The 17,590-nt window shown below is 40.3% G+C and carries 16 protein-coding genes and 1 pseudogene; 12 read left to right on the top strand and 5 right to left on the bottom strand.

What is annotated here, in order from left to right:
* Nucleotides 1-41: 41 nt before the first annotated feature.
* The 4 genes from BS636_RS12420 to BS636_RS12435 all read left to right on the top strand — a co-directional run bounded on the left by BS636_RS12420 (nucleotide 42) and on the right by BS636_RS12435 (nucleotide 3,162).
* Nucleotides 42-1,163 (top strand): phosphotransferase family protein, encoded by a 1,122-nt coding sequence (locus tag BS636_RS12420; protein ID WP_099339048.1) that lies wholly within the window; start codon nucleotides 42-44, stop codon nucleotides 1,161-1,163.
* Nucleotides 1,160-1,858, top strand: a complete 699-nt coding sequence (locus BS636_RS12425) for a histidine phosphatase family protein (RefSeq protein WP_099339049.1) — start codon at nucleotides 1,160-1,162, stop codon at nucleotides 1,856-1,858. Before BS636_RS12420 ends, BS636_RS12425 begins: the two co-directional genes overlap by 4 nt.
* A gap of 36 nt (nucleotides 1,859-1,894) precedes the next feature.
* On the top strand, nucleotides 1,895-2,638 hold the full coding sequence (locus BS636_RS12430) for an SDR family oxidoreductase (protein WP_099339050.1): 744 nt from the start codon (nucleotides 1,895-1,897) through the stop codon (nucleotides 2,636-2,638).
* 182 nt (nucleotides 2,639-2,820) lie between these two features.
* Nucleotides 2,821-3,162 carry a hypothetical protein gene (locus tag BS636_RS12435; protein WP_099339051.1) on the top strand — a complete coding sequence of 114 codons (342 nt, stop codon included), beginning with the start codon at nucleotides 2,821-2,823 and terminating at the stop codon, nucleotides 3,160-3,162.
* A gap of 82 nt (nucleotides 3,163-3,244) precedes the next feature.
* Here the strand turns inward: BS636_RS12435 and BS636_RS12440 are convergent, their stop codons facing one another.
* Entirely contained in the window at nucleotides 3,245-3,604 is a 360-nt protein-coding gene (locus BS636_RS12440; protein ID WP_171266020.1) for a lysozyme inhibitor LprI family protein, read from the bottom strand.
* A gap of 445 nt (nucleotides 3,605-4,049) precedes the next feature.
* Between BS636_RS12440 and BS636_RS12445 the strand changes: the two genes are divergently transcribed.
* The 3 genes from BS636_RS12445 (at nucleotide 4,050) to BS636_RS12455 (ending at nucleotide 6,755) form a co-directional block, all read left to right on the top strand.
* Complete coding sequence (locus BS636_RS12445; RefSeq protein WP_099339053.1) at nucleotides 4,050-5,111, top strand: fatty acid desaturase; 1,062 nt, start codon at nucleotides 4,050-4,052, stop codon at nucleotides 5,109-5,111.
* 313 nt (nucleotides 5,112-5,424) lie between these two features.
* Nucleotides 5,425-6,135 (top strand): SGNH/GDSL hydrolase family protein, encoded by a 711-nt coding sequence (locus BS636_RS12450; protein WP_099339054.1) that lies wholly within the window; start codon nucleotides 5,425-5,427, stop codon nucleotides 6,133-6,135.
* 35 nt (nucleotides 6,136-6,170) lie between these two features.
* Nucleotides 6,171-6,755, top strand: coding sequence for a uracil-DNA glycosylase family protein (locus BS636_RS12455; protein ID WP_099339055.1), 585 nt, complete (start codon nucleotides 6,171-6,173; stop codon nucleotides 6,753-6,755).
* A gap of 162 nt (nucleotides 6,756-6,917) precedes the next feature.
* On the opposite strand, the pseudogene BS636_RS12460 reads toward BS636_RS12455, so the two are convergent.
* From BS636_RS12460 to BS636_RS12470, 3 genes and pseudogenes are all read right to left on the bottom strand, one after another.
* Nucleotides 6,918-7,491, bottom strand: a pseudogene (locus tag BS636_RS12460) (pyridoxamine 5'-phosphate oxidase family protein).
* Nucleotides 7,492-7,568: 77 nt separating this feature from the next.
* Nucleotides 7,569-8,006, bottom strand: coding sequence for a hypothetical protein (locus BS636_RS12465; RefSeq protein ID WP_099339056.1), 438 nt, complete (start codon nucleotides 8,004-8,006; stop codon nucleotides 7,569-7,571).
* A 186-nt stretch (nucleotides 8,007-8,192) separates the two neighbouring features.
* Nucleotides 8,193-9,749 (bottom strand): phospholipase D-like domain-containing protein, encoded by a 1,557-nt coding sequence (locus BS636_RS12470; RefSeq protein WP_099339057.1) that lies wholly within the window; start codon nucleotides 9,747-9,749, stop codon nucleotides 8,193-8,195.
* 123 nt (nucleotides 9,750-9,872) lie between these two features.
* Here BS636_RS12470 and BS636_RS12475 point away from each other — a divergent pair, with 123 nt between their 5' ends.
* The 5 genes from BS636_RS12475 (at nucleotide 9,873) to BS636_RS12495 (ending at nucleotide 16,307) form a co-directional block, all read left to right on the top strand.
* A complete protein-coding gene (locus BS636_RS12475; RefSeq protein ID WP_099339058.1) occupies nucleotides 9,873-10,985 on the top strand; it encodes an S-(hydroxymethyl)glutathione dehydrogenase/class III alcohol dehydrogenase in 1,113 nt (370 codons plus the stop codon).
* A gap of 206 nt (nucleotides 10,986-11,191) precedes the next feature.
* Entirely contained in the window at nucleotides 11,192-11,722 is a 531-nt protein-coding gene (locus BS636_RS12480; protein WP_099339059.1) for a glycine zipper domain-containing protein, read from the top strand.
* A gap of 521 nt (nucleotides 11,723-12,243) precedes the next feature.
* Nucleotides 12,244-13,293, top strand: coding sequence for a 3-deoxy-7-phosphoheptulonate synthase (locus BS636_RS12485; protein ID WP_099339060.1), 1,050 nt, complete (start codon nucleotides 12,244-12,246; stop codon nucleotides 13,291-13,293).
* 243 nt (nucleotides 13,294-13,536) lie between these two features.
* Complete coding sequence (locus BS636_RS12490) at nucleotides 13,537-14,715, top strand: PilT/PilU family type 4a pilus ATPase (RefSeq protein ID WP_099339061.1); 1,179 nt, start codon at nucleotides 13,537-13,539, stop codon at nucleotides 14,713-14,715.
* Nucleotides 14,716-15,104: 389 nt separating this feature from the next.
* On the top strand, nucleotides 15,105-16,307 hold the full coding sequence (locus BS636_RS12495; RefSeq protein ID WP_099339062.1) for a PilT/PilU family type 4a pilus ATPase: 1,203 nt from the start codon (nucleotides 15,105-15,107) through the stop codon (nucleotides 16,305-16,307).
* A 62-nt stretch (nucleotides 16,308-16,369) separates the two neighbouring features.
* On the opposite strand, the gene BS636_RS12500 is transcribed toward BS636_RS12495, so the two are convergent.
* Nucleotides 16,370-17,548 (bottom strand): MFS transporter, encoded by a 1,179-nt coding sequence (locus BS636_RS12500; protein WP_099339063.1) that lies wholly within the window; start codon nucleotides 17,546-17,548, stop codon nucleotides 16,370-16,372.
* Between the last annotated feature and the right edge of the window lie 42 nt (nucleotides 17,549-17,590).

Raw genomic sequence — 17,590 nt, forward strand, 5'->3', positions numbered from 1 at the left:
TTAAAGATATTTAGATCGTAGAAAGATTTTAAGGAAAAATTATGGCAGTCATTGATGTCGGTGGAAAAGTTCGTGAGGGTGAAGAACTGGATGTTCGCGCTGTAGGAAACTGGCTGATTGAACACGGTGAAAATATTGAAGGTCCGGTTGAAGTGACCCAATATTCTGGTGGTGCTTCGAACTGGACATATCGTCTGAAATATAGCAATGCTGATTTAATTCTACGTCGTCCACCAAAAGGCACTAAAGCCAAATCTGCACATGACATGGCGCGTGAGTATCATGTACAACATGCACTGGCTGATCATTATCCAGTTATTCCGGAAATGCTGCTGCTATGTCAGGATGAATCCGTGATCGGATGTGACTTCTATGTGATGAAACGCATTGAAGGCATTATTCCACGTGCCAATTTGCCTAAAGAGTTAAATTTTAGTGAAGCTCAGGTACGTGAACTGTGTATCAATGTCATTGATAAACTGATCGAGCTGCATCAAGTACCGTATCAAGGTACTGAACTGGAAAAAATAGGTAAAGGTGAAGGTTATTGCCGACGACAGGTAGAAGGTTGGGATAGTCGTTATGATAAAGCTAAAACCATTAATGTGCCTTCATTTAAATATGTACGTAACTGGCTCAAGGATAATATTCCTGCCGATTCCAAAACCTGTGTAATTCATAATGACTGGCGTTTTGATAATGTCATTCTGGATCCTAATAACCCAACACAGGTGATTGGTGTACTGGATTGGGAAATGGCAACGCTCGGTGATCCGTTGATGGATTTAGGTTCTGCTTTAGCATATTGGGTTGAAGAGACTGACAATGCCATTTTTAAAGCAACCCGCCGTCAACCTACTAATCTGAAAGGTATGTTCACCCGTAAGGAAGTGGTGGATTACTATCTGGAAAAAACTGGATTACAGCCTGAGAATTGGACTTTCTATGAAGTATTTGGGGTTTTCCGTTTAGCCGTTATTGCCCAGCAGATCTATTACCGTTACTACCATAAGCAAACCAATAACCCAGCGTTTAAAGATTTCTGGGTGGTGATTCATGCACTGCATATCCGTGCATTAAAGCTGATTGGTAAGCAGAAAATTGAAGCCAATGATCTGGCTCAGAAGTATATGAACAAATTTAAAGAGTTAATGCCAAAATGACCACCATTTACCTGATTCGACATGGCCAGGCATCTTTTGGGGCAGAAAGCTATGATCAACTTTCTCCCAATGGTGAACTACAAGCCAAGTTACTCGGTCGCTATTTTGATTCTATTCTTAAGGAAGCACCGGTTGTGGTGGCTGGATCCATGCAGCGTCATCAGCAAACGGCGCAACTTTGTTTAGATGAGTGTTTTCCTGAAAATGAAATCATCACGAACCCTGCCTGGAATGAGTTTAACCATACTCAGGTTTTTGCCAAATATGAGCCGCGATTTAATCAGCCAGAATTATTAAAGGAAGATGTTGCTCAGCATGCCAATCCACGAGCGTATTTAAGCAAAATCTTTGAAGGGGCGATTGAACGCTGGACGGGTGGAGATTATCACCATGAATATGAAGAATCTTGGCCAGATTTTAAAAACCGTGTCGAATCGGCATTGCAAGATCTATGCGATCAACTTTCTGAAAGTAAACCACGTTATGCAGTAGTGTTTACTTCAGGTGGAGTAATTTCTGTAGCAGCAGGGAAAATTTTAGGCTTGAGCCCCAACAAAACCTTTGCCTTAAACTGGGCGATTGCTAATACCAGCATGACTACTTTACGCCTCGTGGGTAATGAACCACAGTTACTCAGTTTGAACGAGCATCATTTTATTAAAGCAAATCAACCAGAATTACTCACTTGGATCTAAACGATTCGGAACAGAATAATTTTAAAGGAATAAAAAATGGCGAAAACAATTCTAATTACCGGGGCAAGTTCAGGAATCGGTGCAGGTATGGCACGTGAATTTGCACAAAAAGGCTATAACCTGGCAATCTGCGCACGTCGTTTAGAACGTTTAGAGGCTTTAAAAGAAGAACTGGAAAGCCAGTATGGTATTCAGGTCATTGCCAAAACTTTGGATGTGACCAATTACGACCAAGTCTTTGAAGTATTTCGTGCCTTTAAGGAAGAGTTTGGCACGATTGACCGGATTATTGTCAATGCAGGTGTCGGTAAAGGCCGTCGTATCGGTAAAGGTAATTTTGCCATCAATAAAGCCACAGTCGAAACCAACTTTATTTCTGCACTGGCACAATGTGAAGCTGCAGTGGAAATTTTTCGTGCACAAAACTCAGGTCATCTAGTGATGATCTCTTCCATGAGTGCTATGCGGGGTATGCCAAAACATCTGACAGCTTATGGTGCAAGCAAGGCAGGAGTGGCTCATTTGGCGGAAGGGATCCGTGCAGAATTAATTGATACACCAATTAAAGTGACGACGATCTTCCCGGGTTATATCCGTACCGAAATCAATGAAGGCGCAAACAAGCTGCCGTTTGAAGTGGATGAAAAAACCGGTTCACGTTTATTGGCTGCTGAAATTGAAAAAGCACCTGTCAAAGCCTATGTGCCAAAGTGGCCTTGGTTACCTTTAGGATTAGCCATGAAGGTATTGCCATTAAAACTCGTAAATAAACTAGGGTAATTCATCTTTGGAATAATAAAAAAGCTCCAAATGGGGCTTTTTTACTTTTGGAATTGAAACATTCTGACTATAAAAATAAGAAAATAATATGTATGGAGATTGTTTTTTATACATATCACCATCCATTATGGTTTAGCATAGCTGATAGTTGGCGAATATCTGTTTTATAGGTTTATAAGTAAATGAAAAAAATAGCTTTTATTATTGCTATGTGGGTAATGGTAGTGCCAATTGCTCAAGCAGCATCTGATGAAAGAAAAATTCCAGACACGACCCGATTATGTGAGGGAAAAGGGCCGCATGTAAAACTCACCACAAAAATAGATGGCCGTACTGTAAAAGGTTCATGTCAGATTGGCTTTAAACCTGTTCAAGCGAATGTATTAGATCATAAGGCCATGAATGATCTAGCAGCACGAAATGCATGTAAAGGTAAAGCACGTGGTACGGTTATGGTCGTCAACGTAAATGGTAAACAGATATCAGGTAAATGTGATCTGATTTTTAAAGGCAATAATCGTTAATAAATATATTTAGCCATCAATTATTTCACTTCAAATAACTAACAGTCACTACGTCAAATGGATGGTTTTTTAATACGAATGACTAGAGATTTTCTTCAGCCAAATATGCCTTTAACTCTTGAGTACGTAACTTTGTTTTTTTAGTTAAACAGCTATTCAGTATAAGCGATTGAATTGAACCGCCTTCATATGCAGAAGCTTCATATTTACAGTCGCTGTCTTTATATTTGATCCAATTTAACTGTACCGCTTTTACTTGGCTTTTTCGTGTATGATCTAATTTTACAGTATAAGCAGCATATACTTTATTCAATTCTTGATCAGCCTTCTTATATTCATTCATTGTACAAATATTAAGGTCTGTCTGATTGATATTAGGGTTGCATACTGCAAAAGCAGTACCACTACAAAATAATGCTGAAAGGAATAATGACTTTTTCATAATTTTAATCACCATGAATGTTCTAAAACTTTTAAAAATAAATCCAGTTCTTTCACAAGTGAAACGAGCATGTTTCTATAGCTAGCTTGTAAGTTACTATGAATAAGATTAAATATTAATTAAAATTCAAAATGATTCCTAGGAATTAAAATTTCATAGTTATTTAATATTATTTATTCGGAAATTTAAGGCTTTACTTCTATTGGTAAGCTTTCAACTCTATAAATCCTTAATTTAGAAACTGATATTTATATACAAAATTAGTGTATTTACTCAATTTTTAAAGGTGAATTGATTAAATTAAATACATGTTTAAGGAAGAAAAATTTATTTTGTAACAACTGCTGTTTTTCTAAACATCCTGCTTTAAAAACGGGAAATATCAACTTTTATTTTCTGTATTTTCCTTTAATGTACACCTGTCCATAAATTAAAGGTTGTACATATGTCTTCATCCTCCGATATGACCAGTCAGCAGCGGATTGCCAAAGTCAGAACTGTTGTCATGCAGGCTGGCGAAGACCTGCGAGCACGATATCCTATCCTGAAACATCAAAATTTCATTGGTGCAAGTATCTTGGCTTTTGCCTGGTCGGGAATGGTTGTATCGGCATTGGCCTTTTATTATGGATATTTATCGGCATGGATGACCATTCCATTAATTGCGATATTTGCTTCTTTAACGCATGAATTGGAACATGATCTGATCCACTATATGTATTTTAAAAAAATGCCATGGGCACATCATTTGATGCTGGCTCTGGTCTGGTTAGCACGTCCGAATACGATCAGTCCATGGGCGCGTCGTCGCATGCATTTACATCACCATAAATTTTCAGGAACTGAAAGTGACCTTGAAGAACGTGGCATCAGTAATGGTATGCCGTGGGGTATTCGTCGTGTTCTGGTGATCAGTGACCAATTAATGTCTGTGTACCTGCGTCCATTTCGCATGTACAAAATGATTCATGCTTTTTTAGAAAAACAACCAGAAAATGAACGTAAAACTGCACAGATTTCTCAGCTATTTGGCTTTTTGCCTTTAAGTATTATCTATTATGGTTTGTGCTATTTATTTGCAGTATTTCATATCTCTAATGCCATCATACCGATGTTTGGTTATGACATGCTGTGGTCACAAAGCATTATCGATGCCATGCCATGGGTGAATTTAATGGCAGTGATTTGGGTATTACCAAACTACCTGCGTTCATTCTGCCTCCAATTTGTCAGCTCAAATATGCATTATTACGGTGATATCGACCCGCGTGATGTGATCAAACAGACCCAAGTGCTGAATCCATGGTGGATGACGCCATTCCAGTTGTTCTGCTTTAACTTTGGTGCAACGCATGCGATCCATCACTTTGTGGTAAAAGAACCATTTTATATCCGTCAGATGACCGCCAAAACAGCGCATAAAGTCATGAAAGAAGTGGGGGTTCGCTTTAATGATATTGGCACATTCCGTCGTTTAAACCGCTGGAATGATATCAAAGTCAAATAAAAAATGGACCACTGAAAATCCTGCTAATTGCAGGATTTTTTATATCTATAATTTAATTTTTTCCAAGGAAATGCTGCAAGGTATCCTATATAAGGATTTATCGGAACTCATAGATATGTTCACAGGGGGTCTTTAGGTCTTGTGCCAAGATCGGTGAGGTTTACAACATAATGAATTCATTATTACGGGAAGGTATATAGCTGTTAGATAAATTATAAAATGTGAATATTCATCAAAAGTGACTATGGAGTTATTACTCGAAAATCTTAAATTACGGTAAAATTCTTTTTATCTTCATATAAATTAAATCATTATGTTGCTCAAAGCTGCCACTCTTGCCTTAATTCCTGCGCTCGTCATCCAAGGGAATCGCGTAAAGAAAAATACCTTACGTCTGCCAGAGCCTGTTGGTGATCGTGAAGGTCTGATTGGACAGGGGAAACCTTTATCCATCCTGATAGTTGGGGATTCAGCAGCAGCGGGTGTGGGCGTGGATCATCAGGAAGAAGCTTTAACTGGCGCGATCCTAAGTCAGCTTCAGCAGGACTATCAGATTCGCTGGAAACTTCAAGCCAAAACTGGGGATACCACGTCTAAAGTGATTCGTGTATTGGAAGAAATTCCGGCTGAGCATTATGATGTCGTGGTGACTTCAGTGGGTGTGAATGATGTCACCAAGCTGATGCCAGCAGATGTCTGGATCAAAAAACAGCAAAAACTTTACTCAGCGATTGAAACTCGCTTTAGCCCTGAAATGATTATTGCTGCTGGTGTTCCGCCAATGAACATGTTCCCAGCTTTACCAAATCCATTAGCGTGGCTATTTGGTCGTTATGCCAAAGCCATGAACTGTGAGCTGGAAAAATTTGTCAGCAAGAAAGCCAATATGCAGTGGATTGAATACGATATCAAACAATATCGGGCACTCAATCTGGAAATGGCCAAAGATGGTTTTCACCCGAGTAAAGAAGTTTATACGCTTTGGGGACAGGAAGTTGCTACAAAAATCCGCCAAAAATTCTAGAATAGAATTTCTATACGCCAATTTAGTGGAATTTTATGTCGGATATTGAAACTCATCCTCTAGAACCTTTTCTACCTGAAAATGCCAAACTTCTGATGATGGGCAGTTTTCCACCACCAGCAACTCGATGGAAAATGCATTTCTATTATCCGAATTATCAAAATGATATGTGGCGGATTTTTGGATTAATTTTCTTTCATAATAAAGATTATTTTCTGGATCTCGCCAATAAGAATTTTCAGGAAATGCTGATCCGGGAATTTCTGCTGGAAAAAGGGATTGCCATTTTTGATACGGCTTATCAGATCCGACGTTTGAAGGGCAATGCTTCAGATAAATTCCTTGAAATCGTTACACCAACTGACCTGAACAAACTGCTTTCCCAAATGCCTTTATGTCATAGCATTATGACCACAGGCGATAAAGCGACAGAAACCCTGATGCTGTCCATGCCAGAAGGTACAGAAAAACCTATGATTGGACAGCCAAGTGATGCGATCTTTGCCGGACGTGACCTAAAGCTATATCGAATGCCATCATCATCACGAGCCTATCCATTAGCTTTGGAGAAAAAGGCAGAGGCTTACCGTGAGCTATTTTTAGATGCTGGGCTGATTTAGGTTTTAGTTATAAGCGTTAAGTACTAAGGCTTATCTATAAATTGAAAAGATCGCAATTGCATCGGATTCTTCACTATTCAGCTCAGCCGACAAAGCATTCAAACTTAGAAAAGCTGCTTATGAAAAATTATAGTTATTTAATTACTGATAGTAAGTTTTAATTTAGGTAGCAGGCATCATCTGTGGATATTCGACCCATTTAAAGCCATGCACCTGAATATCTCTAACATGGGTAAAGTCAGACCAGACCAGGCGGCTGCCTTTGGTCCATTTCAGTGGTTTAATCCTGCGGTTAACCAAATCCAATTCAGCTTGAGTTGCAAGACGCAGCTCACCAATTTCTGCATACAAACGTACACCGGGATAATTGCTAAATTTTCCTTTCACTAAAGATGTAAGCCAAAATGAGCGGCTACTGTTTACAGCTTGAATACAAGCTTTTGAACTATGCGGTAGATTCTGTTCCAGACTGGTACAGTAGCAGTCAAAGAAAAAACCAGCTGGCTTATGTTGATCTAAAAATAAAGTGCCGATTGGACTACTTGTAGGAAATCCATGGGGAGTGATGTCGAGATAGAGCAGTGCATAGCAGCGCGCTGTGCATCAGCAACAACGTTTCTGATCTTAAGCCAATCATGAGGCTGAATATCTATCATCATATGCTGTACTCATTATTATTTTCATTAACATAGCATAAGATAAAAAATAAAATCTCTGAGATACCACGACTTGGCATTCATCTCAATATAGAATTTTAAAAATAAAATAAGGCGAGTAGATCGCCTTTAAAATTTTAGATTACAGCTTTCAAGCTTAACCATCATATTCAACATAGTCCCAAAGATTTAAACGGGATTTAATGTCACGACGAATATTCGGCAATAAAGGTAATAGAGTGCCATCAATCCATAAACTCAAAGCTTGCGAAGACAATAATTGTTGCTGTTCATCCACCAGTTGAGCGCCTTTGACCACAACCAGAGTTTCTTCACTGGCATCAGTTTCTATACCCTTAAATAACACTTGCAGATCATAGCCAGAATCCTGAATCAACCATTCCAGTTCAATCTGAATATTTTCATTAGATTGAATAATAGCCTGACCCTCAACCACTTCTGTATCATTAATACAGTCATGCTCTACGCGGATTTTGGCGAGAAACCATTCCTGACCGGATAATTCTTGAAGAGTTTTGGTCGGCGTAAGAATATCACTCAGCTTAAACTGACGGCTTAAATCAAAAAATTGCATGGGAGTGTGGCGAAAAAACTTCGCATAAAACTAGAAAAGTGTAATTTTAAGGCAATCTTTTGCTCTGGTATAGATCATCACCACATTGATCGAATAAACGTCTAAAAGCTACACAATTTTCAATTAATCAATCAGTCAAATAAGTGGAAATTTAATTGAAAATTCACCTTTGTCATCTTCTTGTCATTACATTGCCCATTCAGCCGGAAAAGTAGTGACCAGATGCATCATAAAACGCTGGAATCGGGTTGTTTCAGGATCATGTAGGAATTCCAATGTTTTCCCATCCTCCTGTTGATCCAGCCAGATAATTTCACCCTGATCATTCAGTTTAAGCTGATAGGCAATCTGTGGCAGATATTTATCCAATGCTTTGGTAATTTCATCCTGAAGTTTATCCGATTCAATCACTAGTCCGACTTCTGTATTCAGGCGTGCGGAACGAGGATCAAAATTAAAGGAACCAATAAAGACCTTGCCGTCCGTATAGAAAAACTTGGCATGTAGACTCGAGCTATTTTTGTTTTTAGCCGGGATCACATTACCTGTCATTTTCTCATACCAGGTACGTTCCCGACGTTCAATATATGGTTTAAATTCCCAAATTTCGATGCCATTTTTAAGCAGCTGGGTACGGTATTGCTGGTAATAAGCATGTACTACAGGCACATCATTGGCCAAAAATGAATTGGTAACCACCCGTACTTTTAAGCCATTACGGGCGCGCTTGCTCAGATAATCGGTTCCCCATTGAGTCGGTACAAAATAGGAAGATACTAATTCTAGCTGCTTCTTCGGTTCACCCATCAAATCCAGCATCTGGGTATAGATGAAATCCTCGTCATTAATGGTATGACGAGCCTTGATCGGGGCATCTGCGACAAAATGTGCTTTGGCCCATTGCACTGGACGTGTTTGTAATTGCTTGGCTATCTCTTGTTCCGCAGCATTGACACGACGCTGGGTTTTCTCGGCATCAAAGCGGGTTTGAGCAAATAATTTGCGTAAGTTAACGAGATCCTTTGGCTCAGATTTTTCATTTAAAACCTGCTGAATATCATAGCTCAGCGTATCATTCCAGAAATTGATAAAAGACTGATTGGCATTTTTTACTGCATTTCCAGCAAAGAAAATATCGACATCGGTAAACTGGAAATCATTGCTCGCTTCGAAATATTCACTGCTGATATTGCGTCCACCAGTGACAGCTACACTGCCATCAGCAATAATCAGCTTATTGTGCATACGGTGATTTACTTTCTTTAAACGCAGCCCATAATCCAAGGCACGAAAAGAACGGAATTTATAGGGATTAAATAATTTGGTTTCGATATTGGGATGCTGACTCAGTGCAAGCAGCTTGTCATCCAGCTGGTTTCCATTCTGGTCATCAATTAACAGTCGGACTTTTACGCCGCGATCGGCAGCTTTCAATAATTGTGACAAGACCAGGTTGCCAATAAAGTCATCATTCCAGATGTAATATTGCAGATCGAGATGATGCTTGGCGTGATTAATTAGATGCAGACGTGCAGCAATACTCATAAAACCGTCATATAGTGGTAAATAAGCGGTTAAACCTTCTTGTACATTTTCCCGAGCTTCAGCCTTTTGGATCCAGTGTTGGGATTGAACTGGGGTAATCTTTGCTTTAGTCGATGTGTTTGGATCTAACTCACAGCCTGTCAAAAAAATGGATACGCTAATAAAACTGATACAAAGTGTGTTAGTGCGGTGAGTCATTGAGTTTCCATCAATTATTGGTCTTTATTCTTCCTATATTCTTGATGTTAATAGTTGAATCTCAGAATAGAAAGAGGTTACTGTTAGTCATCTGTTAAAACAGCATACAAAGGATAGTTGTAAATGAAATCACGTGCAGCGGTAGCGTTCGGTCCAGGCGAGCCATTAAAGATTGTTGAAGTGGATGTCGCACCACCAAAAGCTGGCGAAGTTCTGGTTAAAATTAGCCATACAGGCGTATGTCATACTGATGCCTTCACTTTATCGGGTGAAGATCCTGAAGGGGTATTCCCGGCAATTCTTGGCCATGAAGGTGCAGGTGTGGTGGTTGAAGTGGGTGAAGGTGTCACCAGCTTGAAACCAGGCGATCACGTGATTCCTCTCTATACCGCTGAATGTGGTGAATGCCTATTTTGTAAATCTGGCAAAACCAACTTGTGTGTAGCTGTACGTGCTACCCAAGGTAAAGGTGTAATGCCAGACGGTACAACGCGTTTTTCTTATAATGGTGAGCCAATTTACCACTACATGGGCTGTTCAACTTTCTCTGAATATACCGTAGTGGCTGAAGTATCTTTGGCGAAAATTAATCCGGAAGCCAATCATGAACACGTTTGTTTATTAGGTTGTGGCGTAACAACTGGTATTGGCGCAGTGCATAACACTGCGAAAGTACAGGAAGGCGATACTGTTGCTGTATTCGGTCTCGGTGGTATCGGTCTTGCAGTCGTACAAGGAGCACATCAAGCCAAAGCAGGCCGTATTATTGCGGTAGATACCAATGCGGATAAATTTGAACTGGCGAAACAGTTTGGTGCAACCGACTTCCTGAATCCAAAAGACTATGACAAGCCAATTCAGCAAGTGATTGTAGAAATGACTGGCTGGGGCGTAGACCATTCATTTGAATGTATCGGTAATGTTGATGTGATGCGTTCTGCACTGGAATGTGCACACCGTGGCTGGGGTCAATCTGTGATTATTGGCGTTGCTGGTGCAGGTAAAGAAATTTCGACTCGTCCGTTCCAGCTGGTGACCGGTCGTAAATGGATGGGAACAGCGTTTGGTGGTGTGAAAGGTCGTTCGCAATTACCAGGTATGGTAGAACAAGCCATGAAAGGTGATATTCAGCTTGAACCATTTGTAACGCACACCATGCCGCTTGAACAGATTAATGAAGCATTTGATCTGATGCATGAAGGCAAGTCGATCCGCACAGTCATTCACTTCGACTAAGCTGATCAATAATGAAAGGCCGGTAAATACCGGTCTTTTTTATGTTTATTTCATTTTATTTTGGATACATTTGCCACTTAAACTCTCACAGAGCTTAACTGAATCCGCACAAGCCTTCTAAAGTCATTCCAGCTTAGCCCTTTATAGTGGTGGAAGCATATTGATATGCGTTAAGAAAACCATTTTCAACAATAAGGATAAGCTCTATGTCGAATGATAATTTTGATCGTGATGTAATTAAGAATTCTCCAAAAGATGTACGTGATGATTTAAATGCCGATCCGATTACTGGTGAACCAGGTGCGCATCCGGTGGGTACTGGTATCGGTGCTGCAGGTGGTGCAGCTGCTGGTGCAGCGATAGGTACTGCTGCTGGACCAGTCGGCACTGCTGTCGGTGGTGTAGTCGGTGCAGTGGTTGGGGGACTTGCTGGCCACGGTGTTGGTGAAGCAGTAAACCCAACCGAAGAAGAAGCCTATTGGCGTGAAAACTCAATCAATGCACCTTATTATGCTGAAGCACGTACCAGCTATAGCGATCTAAATTATGACCGCGATTATCATACGGCGTATCAGGTTGGTTATGAAAACCGTGCTCATTATGATGCCAATACCCGTTTTGAAGATGCCGAAACAGATTTACGTGTCAAATGGGAACAGGTGAAAGGCGAGTCGCGTTTAACTTGGGAACAGGCTAAATACGCGATGCGTGATGCCTGGAATCGTGTTTCACGTTAATCCTGATTCAGGATTAAATCGCTAAATGTTGGCAAGGCCGGATGTATATTTGGGTCTTGCCAATCTTAGATAGATCTATGACAAACAAATGGATTGATAAATAGAAATAGGCACACTAATAAATATTTTTTTTACAATTATCTCTTGTCAAATATCGATATACCGCGTATTTTAAATTTCATATTCACATTTTTTTGAATGACATAACATGCTCAAGCAACCTGTAAACTCAAACGCTTATTATTATTTCTGGCAGTTTAGATGATTGCCTGAACGCGTTCGGGCAAGTAAAAGGTTGCCCACCCAGTTTATACCTGATCGGCAACCCTGATCAGGTTTTTTTATGCTTGTTATATTTACAAATTTTGGAGACAACCATGACTTACTTTAACTATTCATACTTTAGCAACTTTTATTGGTTCTACTTTAATCAGGTGATGAACCTTAGTACACAGACACATAGACCCATAAAGCTCAAATAAAAGTTCGGACTGTATCGATCAGTCCAAAGGATGAAAGTCATGAATAGCGTTATTACCTCACAACAACAGCATACTGAAACTTTATTAAGCCTACCGGCTCAACTCAAGGCACAATTGCCATTGTCTCCACAATTAGCTGAACAGATTGCCGGACAGCGACAAACTATACAAAACATTTTAGAGGGTAAAGATCACCGCCTGATGGTGATTACCGGACCTTGCTCCATTCATGATGAAGCCTCCGCACTCGAATACGCAGAAAAATTAAAACAGTTACAGGCACAAATTTCTGACCAGATTTTTCTGGTGATGCGTACTTACATTGAAAAACCACGTACAACTGTTGGCTGGAAAGGTTTCTTATATGATCCGGAGCTAGATGGTTCATCCAATATGCAGCAGGGGCTGGAAAAATCCCGCGATCTTTACCTGAAAATTATCGGTATGGGTTTACCGATTGCTTCGGAAATTTTGAGTCCAATAGCAACGGCGTACTTCGACGATTTACTGGCTTGGGGCGCAATTGGCGCGCGTACCAGTGAATCTCAGATCCATCGTGAAATTTCTAGTCACATGCCGTACAGCATAGGCTTCAAAAATGGCACCGACGGTTCGATTCAGATTGCTTTAGATGCGATTCAGTCTGCCTCTCATTCACACCAGTTCATAGGCATGAGTCAATCAGGTTTACCATGTATTCTGCATTCTAAAGGGAATCCAAAAGCGCATCTGATTCTGCGTGGCTCAAATAGTGGTCCGAACTACCAGTTATCTGAAATTGAAAAAATCAAAGCCAAACATTCAGCAGAATTGCCGGCATTGGTAATTGACTGTAGTCATGGTAATAGCTCAAAAAATCCGACGCTGCAACCTGAAGTGCTGGCGCAGATCGTGGCAGAACGTTTACAAACCAATATTCGCGGTGTGATGCTGGAAAGCCATCTAGTTGATGGGAATCAGAAAATTTCAGAAGATATGGTTTATGGTCAGTCAGTTACAGATGGATGTCTGGGCTGGACAAAAACCGAGCAACTGTTGTTAAATATGACAGATTCATTGCGACTGGAAGGTTTAAAGCGTAGTGCTTAAATCAGTAGTCAGGCCTTTCCTCAAGCTGTTGGGGAAAGGCAATAGCGAATGTAACTGAGATGAATAAAGCTTAAAGATTTTCACTCAGTGTATTCTCTAAGTTAAAAATACAAAATAATGATGATTAAAACAATTTAATAGAACTATCAAAATAATAATTGATTCAACAATAACAATAATTTTTCAGGATCTGCATCAAGCCATTTTAAGTTGCGAGATAAATATGATCCGAGGGACTTTGATATGTATACACCCGAATTGCTCGATGAAGCACGTAAATTTATGCACCATATGCTGACCAAAGTGGTTGAATATGGCGGCTCAGATCTTTTTATTACTGCTGATTTTCCGCCGAGTATCAAACAGCAGGGTTTGATGAAGCCTTTTGGTCAGCAGAAACTGGCGGCAGATAAAACCCGCCTGTTTGCCTATGCCTTGATGAATGATCGGCAGATCAAAGAATTTGAATCAGTCATGGATTGCAATTTTGGGATCAGTGTACCGGGTGTATCTCGTTTCAGGGTGAATGTCTTTCAGCAACAGCATAACGTTGGCATGGTGATCAGGACCATTACTACGGATATTCCAAGTTTTCAGCAATTAGGGCTACCGAATTCGCTGCAACAGGTCGTTATGGAAAAACGCGGACTAGTGTTGATCGTGGGCGCAACAGGTGTGGGTAAATCGACTACGCTGGCAGCCATGATTGATCATCGGAATACTTACTCAGAAGGACATATCGTTACCATAGAAGATCCGGTGGAATATGTTTATCAGCATAAAAAGTCCATGATTACCCAACGTGAAATTGGTGTAGATTGCATCTCTTGGCATAATGCCCTGATCAATACCATGCGTCAGGCTCCGGATGTCATCGTGATTGGTGAAATTCGGGATACTGACAGTATGGAGCAGGCAATTGCCTTTGCGGAATCCGGTCACTTGTGTTTGGCCACCTTGCATTCTAATAATGCTGATCAGGCTCTGGATCGTATTATCAACTTCTTTCCGGAAGAGCGCCGCAATCAGCTGTTATTGGATTTATCTGCCAATATGAAAGCTGTGATTTCTCAACGTCTGATTCGTACCGAGGATGGTCAAGGTCGCCGTGCGGCTGTAGAAATTCTGCTGAATACGCCGTTGGTCTCAGACTTTATCCGTAAAGGAGATTTTTACGAGCTGAAAACCATTATGGCGCGCTCGCGTGAACTGGGCATGCAGACCTTTGATCAGGCACTTTTTGATCTATATAACCAGGGTATTATTTCTTATGACGAAGCCTTGCGTAATGCAGATTCGAGTAATGAAATGCGTTTGCAAATTAAATTAAAAAGCAGTCGCATCAATCCGGCTCTTCAGGAAGAAGGCAGCAAGATGACGATACTGGAACAGTCTAAAGAAACGACACTCTCTAGAAGCTAAGCTATAGCATTTTGATAAAAAAATGAAGTTTAGTTAATGATGTATTCTCTGTGGTGGCTTAAAGCTCGCCAAGCTTTAGCCACCCATGTTTTTAATTTTCTTTCTAAAAATAAAACCCATCTTGATTCGCTTGAATGAATTCCTCATTCTTTTTTCAAAAATATGAAATCAAATTATTTTTATAGTTAAAAATAGATTCTAGATACATCTAGATCATTACCCTTTATTTTTATTTTCTTTGAATCAGGTCACAGAATGCTTTTAAAAATTAATCTTTATAAATCAAATCTATTTGAGCCTTTTGCAAAAACGCTGCACAATAAAAATCAAAATTTATAGGCATGAATCTGTTTTGAAGATTCATACAGTTGTGCATTGCAGGGGGAAACATGTTCACGGCAGAGTTATTAGAAGAAGCACGTAAATTTATGCACCATATGTTGACCAAAGTGGTTGAATATGGTGGTTCAGACTTGTTCATTACCGCGGACTTTCCACCTAGTATTAAACATCAGGGCTTAATGAAGCCTTTTGGGCAACAGGAACTTACCCCAGAGAAAACCAAACTGTTTGCTTATGCGTTAATGAATGAAAAGCAGCGTAAGGAATATGAAACCGAACTGGAATGTAACTTTGCCATTACCGTACCGGGAGTTTCACGTTTCCGTGTCAACGTGTTCCAGCAGCAGCTGAATGTTGGCATGGTCATTCGTACCATTACCGCAGAAATTCCAAATTTCCAGAAACTAAAATTACCAGAATCGCTCAAGCATGTGATTATGGAAAAACGCGGTTTGGTACTGGTGGTAGGCGGTACAGGTTCAGGTAAGTCAACCTCACTGGCTGCGTTGATCGATTATCGTAATGAAAACTCTGCTGGGCATATCATTACTGTAGAAGACCCGGTGGAATATGTACATAAACATAAGAAATCGATGATCACGCATCGCGAAGTCGGTGTAGATAGCCATTCCTGGCACAATGCTTTAAAAAATACCTTGCGTCAGGCACCAGATGTAATTCTGATTGGTGAGATTCGTGATACCGAAACCATGGAACATGCGATTGCTTTTGCTGAAACTGGGCATTTATGTTTGGGTACGCTGCATTCCAATAATGCCAACCAGACACTGGACCGCATTATTAACTTTTTCCCGGAAGAACGCCGTAACCAGTTGCTCATGGATCTGTCTTCCAATATGAAAGCGATTGTCTCTCAACGATTGATCCGAACGGAAGATGGCAAGGGACGTCGTGCCGCAGTCGAGATCATGCTGAATACGCCGTTGGTATCTGACCTGATTTTGAAAGGCGATTTCCATGAGCTGAAAGCGATTATGGGCAAATCACGTGAACTCGGAATGCAGACTTTTGACCAGGCCTTATTTGATCTGTATAACGAAGGTGCGATTTCTTATGAAGAAGCATTGCGTAATGCTGACTCGACCAATGAATTACGTCTGCAAATCAAACTGAAAAGTTCTCGTGCCAATGCAGCCGCGAATAATACAGCAACTGCATTTAGCATGGTTGAAGAGAAAAAGCCGGATGATGAAACTGACGAAGATAAAAGTACAGCAGAACAAGCTTAATAAATCTTCGAAGTGCTAAATAAAAAACCGACATGAAATGATGTCGGTTTTTTATTGCAGGATTAAGCCAAAACAGTTTTATGTTGAACCACGAATTTAAAATACAGCAGACTTAAGGCGGTTAAAACTGCACAAATAATAAAAGCGAAACTAAAGCTTTGCTGGGCAATCATCATCCCAACCACCAAGGAGCCAATCGCAATTCCAATATCATAACAGGTATAGAAAGTTGACGTCGCATAGCCGATTCGGTGTTTAGGCGCACGCTGAATGGCAAGAGTTTGCAGACAAGGCTGAGCACTACCAAAACCCAATCCAATCAGCACCGCTGCCAGCATAAAACCAGTCAATGTATGAATCTGACTTAAGACCAGTAAACCCATACTAAAAGTGAAAATAGCAGGATAAATCACATATTGTGGACCTTTACGGTCATAAATTTTCCCAGTAATCGGACGTAAGCTCATCATGGAAATGGCAAAGACTACAAAAAATAAGCCTGCGTACTGCATCAGATGAATCGTGCTGGCAAAAGGCGCGATAAAGGACATGATGCTGGCATAAGAGAAGGAAATCATCATGACCATCAAGGCAACAGTCAGAGATTTTTTTTCAACAAAATCACTTAAGCCCAGTTTAGACTTTTCAGCTTCTCTGACAGGTTGCTTGACTTCCTGAACCGGAATTAGAAAGCAGAAGATATAACCAATAAAGATCATGGCTACAAGTACAGCAGTTACCATGGTATAGCTTAAATAAGGAATTAACCCTAAGCCAATCAGTGGTCCAAGTACAATGCCGAGATTCACCGACATAGCATAATAACCCATGCCTTCACCACGGCGACTGTCTGGAATAAACTGGTTTACCACTGGAACACAGACGGTAGTGAGAATACTAAACCAGACCCCATGCATTAAACGCAGCACATATAAACTGGTCATGTTGCTAATAAATAAATAGCCAAAAGCGATGAAACAGAACATGGTTGCCGAGATAATTAAAGTACGGCGCTGTCCAAATTTTTCAATAATCAAGCCACTGAATGGGCGGATCACAATAGCTGAAACCATAAAGAGTGTCAGGGTTAAACCGGCTTCTGTTACAGTGCCACCAAGTTCTTTCAGGATATAAATCGGTAAAATTGTGGTTTGAGCAAAATAAAAAATGAATAAAAACATATTATTTGCCAGACAAAGCAAAAACGGCTTCGTCCACAACGGCATTACTGTTGCGTTCATAGTTGTCCTAAATTTTTAATGTGAGACGCTAGGCCAAAATCA

It is taken from the genome of Acinetobacter sp. LoGeW2-3 (assembly GCF_002688565.1).
Lineage (GTDB): Bacteria > Pseudomonadota > Gammaproteobacteria > Pseudomonadales > Moraxellaceae > Acinetobacter.

Bases quoted from the DNA above. Each gene is read 5' to 3' on its own strand.
- BS636_RS12445 (WP_099339053.1), top strand. From the start codon at position 4,050: ATGTCTTCATCCTCCGATATGACCAGTCAGCAGCGGATTGCCAAAGTC.
- BS636_RS12475 (WP_099339058.1), top strand. From the start codon at position 9,873: ATGAAATCACGTGCAGCGGTAGCGTTCGGTCCAGGCGAGCCATTAAAG.
- BS636_RS12500 (WP_099339063.1), bottom strand. From the start codon at position 17,548: ATGAACGCAACAGTAATGCCGTTGTGGACGAAGCCGTTTTTGCTTTGT.
- BS636_RS12450 (WP_099339054.1), top strand. From the start codon at position 5,425: ATGTTGCTCAAAGCTGCCACTCTTGCCTTAATTCCTGCGCTCGTCATC.
- BS636_RS12420 (WP_099339048.1), top strand. From the start codon at position 42: ATGGCAGTCATTGATGTCGGTGGAAAAGTTCGTGAGGGTGAAGAACTG.
- BS636_RS12435 (WP_099339051.1), top strand. From the start codon at position 2,821: ATGAAAAAAATAGCTTTTATTATTGCTATGTGGGTAATGGTAGTGCCA.
- BS636_RS12430 (WP_099339050.1), top strand. From the start codon at position 1,895: ATGGCGAAAACAATTCTAATTACCGGGGCAAGTTCAGGAATCGGTGCA.
- BS636_RS12455 (WP_099339055.1), top strand. From the start codon at position 6,171: ATGTCGGATATTGAAACTCATCCTCTAGAACCTTTTCTACCTGAAAAT.
- BS636_RS12480 (WP_099339059.1), top strand. From the start codon at position 11,192: ATGTCGAATGATAATTTTGATCGTGATGTAATTAAGAATTCTCCAAAA.
- BS636_RS12470 (WP_099339057.1), bottom strand. From the start codon at position 9,749: ATGACTCACCGCACTAACACACTTTGTATCAGTTTTATTAGCGTATCC.
- BS636_RS12440 (WP_171266020.1), bottom strand. From the start codon at position 3,604: ATGAAAAAGTCATTATTCCTTTCAGCATTATTTTGTAGTGGTACTGCT.
- BS636_RS12425 (WP_099339049.1), top strand. From the start codon at position 1,160: ATGACCACCATTTACCTGATTCGACATGGCCAGGCATCTTTTGGGGCA.
- BS636_RS12495 (WP_099339062.1), top strand. From the start codon at position 15,105: ATGTTCACGGCAGAGTTATTAGAAGAAGCACGTAAATTTATGCACCAT.
- BS636_RS12465 (WP_099339056.1), bottom strand. From the start codon at position 8,006: ATGCAATTTTTTGATTTAAGCCGTCAGTTTAAGCTGAGTGATATTCTT.
- BS636_RS12490 (WP_099339061.1), top strand. From the start codon at position 13,537: ATGTATACACCCGAATTGCTCGATGAAGCACGTAAATTTATGCACCAT.
- BS636_RS12485 (WP_099339060.1), top strand. From the start codon at position 12,244: ATGAATAGCGTTATTACCTCACAACAACAGCATACTGAAACTTTATTA.